Annotated in this window: 2 protein-coding genes; one reads left to right on the forward strand and one right to left on the reverse strand. The window is 60.6% G+C overall.

Annotation, left to right across the window (positions count from 1 at the left end; all coding sequences use genetic code 11):
• Positions 1 to 35: 35 nt before the first annotated feature.
• Positions 36 to 1,463 (forward strand): glutamate--tRNA ligase, encoded by a 1,428-nt coding sequence (locus tag EYQ35_10385; GenBank protein HIF64542.1) that lies wholly within the window; start codon positions 36 to 38, stop codon positions 1,461 to 1,463.
• Between the two features lie 46 nt (positions 1,464 to 1,509).
• Here EYQ35_10385 and EYQ35_10390 read toward each other — a convergent pair whose 3' ends face one another.
• Complete coding sequence (locus EYQ35_10390; GenBank protein HIF64543.1) at positions 1,510 to 2,574, reverse strand: hypothetical protein; 1,065 nt, start codon at positions 2,572 to 2,574, stop codon at positions 1,510 to 1,512.
• Between the last annotated feature and the right edge of the window lie 377 nt (positions 2,575 to 2,951).

Below are 2,951 nucleotides of genomic sequence, written 5' to 3' on the forward strand. Positions count from 1 at the left end.
GTTGACGACGGTAACGGTGCGTGTTTGATTGCCGCGTGCCCGAAGTTCGAACACGATTCGCCCCGAGTCCTACCGGACACCTTCACGTAGGGGGAGCCCGCACGGCCTTGTTCAACTATCTCTTTGCTCGTCACCACGGTGGCTCTTTCGTATTGAGGATAGAAGATACCGACCGTGAACGGTCGAGTGACGAATCGGTGGAGGCCATAATGTCGGGCCTGGAATGGCTGGGGGTGGTCGCCGACGAGGGTCCGCATTTTCAGAGCAAGAGGGGCGAGTTGTACGACAAGGCGGTCGCCGAACTGCTTGGGGGCGGTCACGCCTACTGGTGCGTGTGCTCGCAGGAAAAACTCGCAGCCAGCCGGGAAGCGGCGCAGGCGTCCGGCAAAAAAGCGATGTACGACCGAAGCTGCCGCGGCGCGGGGCACGAGCCGGCACCGGATCGACCCGCGGTGTTGCGCCTGGCCAGCCCCGAGAGTGGCGAGACGACGATAGACGACCTCGTGAGGGGCCCTGTCACTTTTGACAACAGTGAACTCGACGACCTCGTGCTGTTGCGCAGTGACGGCAGCCCGACCTTTCACCTTGTCGTGGTAGTAGACGATCTCGACATGGGGATAACCCACGTCCTCAGGGGAGAGGATCACCTGACCAACACGCCGCGGCAGGTGCAGATCTTTCGCTCTTTGGGGCAGGAACCCCCGCGCTACGGGCACCTGCCATTGATCGTGGGGGCCGACCGCTCACGCTTGTCCAAGCGTCACGGGGCCACCTCTCTCGACGCTTACCGGGAGATGGGCATTATGCCGGGGGCGATGGCCAATTATCTTGCCCGCCTGGGCTGGTCTCACGGTGACCAGGAGATATTCAGCAGCGAAGAGCTTTCGGGGTTATTCGACGTAGAGGGGGTGGGCAAAGCCGCTGCTGCCTTCGACCTTGAGAAACTGCGTTGGGTTAACCAGCAGCACATCAAGGCTGCGCCGCCGGCAGAGCTGGCTGCGGCTGTGCTCCCTTTCCTGGGGGCCGGCGAGGCGGACGACGCTTCGAGGCTCGAGTTGGTGGTGGAATTGCTGGCAGAAAGAGCTGTCACACTGGTAGAGCTCGCCGAGGGGGCGCACTGTTTTTTGAGCGATGACCTGTCGTGGGATCGCAAAGCGGTGGCCAAGTTTCTCGACGAGGAAGGGCTCGCTCGCCTGGCTGCTCTCACTCAGCAGCTCGAGCGCCTGGCGGACTGGGATGAATCGAACGTCGAGGCCGCTTTTGCCGCGGCCCTGGTCGACCTCGATATTAAGCTCGGCAAGTTGGCCCAACCCGCGCGCGTGGCGCTTACCGGTTCCAAGGCGAGCCCTGGTATCTACGAGGTCTGCGTGGTGCTCGGGCGGGAACGTACACTGGCCCGTTTGCAGAGGGTGGCTGGCGAGTTGGCCAGCGGTAATCTGCCGCTCACGGCCCCCGCTGGCTGACGGCGACTGAACACCCAGCCGGCCCGTGGCCGGTCGCGCGCGTTGCTCAGGTCTCGCTGTTGCGTAGTTTGTTCAGCGCCGAGCCTGCCTTGAGCCAGCTGATCTGCTCGTGGTTGAGCGTGTGGTTGAGCGTTATTTCGTCGCTGCTGCCTCCGACGTGGTGCAGGGTGGCAAGCAGGGGCACTCCCGGTTCGAGGTCGAGCGCCCCGGCTATCGAAATCTCGTCGTCCGCGAGCACGAGCTCGTAGTCGTTGGTGTCACCGAATACCAGCGGCAGGATTCCCTGCTTCTTGAGGTTGCTCTCGTGTATGCGGGCAAAGCTGCGCACGATCACGGCAGCAGCGCCCAGGAGGCGGGGAGACATGGCCGCGTGTTCCCGGCTTGAGCCCTCGCCGTAATTTTCGTCACCCACGACCACCCAGTGTTTGCCCGCTGCGCGCAAGGCCCTGGCAACAACCGGCACGGCCTGTTGCTCGCCGTCCAGGGGGTTGGTGGTGGTGCCGCGCTCGCCGCTACCGGCTCGCGTGGCTCCAGTGAACATGTTGTCGCTGATCCTGTCGAGGTGCCCGCGGTAGCGCAGCCAGGGGCCGGCCGGGCTTATGTGGTCGGTGGTGGTCTTTCCGCTGGTCTTGAGCAGCAGCGGCATGCGCTGGTAATTCGAATCCACCGGTGCGGCAAACGGTTCGAGCAGGGCCAGGCGCTCACTGTCCGGCGCGATTTCAATCTCTGGTGACGACCCGTTACTCATCGGCGCCTGGTAGCCCGAGCGACTTTCGACGAAACCGTTTTTGGGTATTTCCGGAGCCGCGAGGGGAGCGGCCAGTTTCGCCGTTGAACCATCGGGGGTTACCAGTTCGTCGACCATCGGGTTGAACGACAGGCTGCCGGCCAGGCCCAGGGCCATGACGATTTCGGGGCTGGCTATAAAGGCGAGGGTCTCGGGGTTGGAGTCGTTGCGGCCGGGGAAGTTTCGGTTGAAGGAAATCATCACCATAAAAGCGAGCTCCGACATTTGCGGTCCGTGAATACCGCGCATTGAGGCAACGGGAACATTTTTATCGAGATCCGGCCGGTCGGCAATACCGTCGACACCAGTACCAAGAGATTGCACAAATTTGAGATTTTTGTTCCGCCTAAAAATCTCATCATCAAAACCCGGGCCAAAGCCGATCAACACATCACACTCATACAGTCCCTCATGCGTGTCGCGGTCTTTGCTGACGGACAGCTCTAACTCCGGGAAGAGCGTGGCAATTTTCTCTTGATATTCATCGGAATTAAAGGCGCTGATATGGACAGATATTTTTGGTGTCACAATTTCCCTCGTCGTTTATCTAGAAAATAGCGGGTTCTATCTTGTTAGCCAACACCCCAGCCGATGAACGCATTAATTTTCAAGAGTAAGCTCTGGTGGAAAAGTGACAGTGACTGTCGTTCCCGTTCCAGGAATGCTTTCTATATCCAAGGTCACCTCATGGGCTTCAACAA

Source organism: Candidatus Binatota bacterium, from assembly GCA_012960245.1.
Classification (GTDB): domain Bacteria; phylum Desulfobacterota; class Binatia; order UBA1149; family UBA1149; genus UBA1149.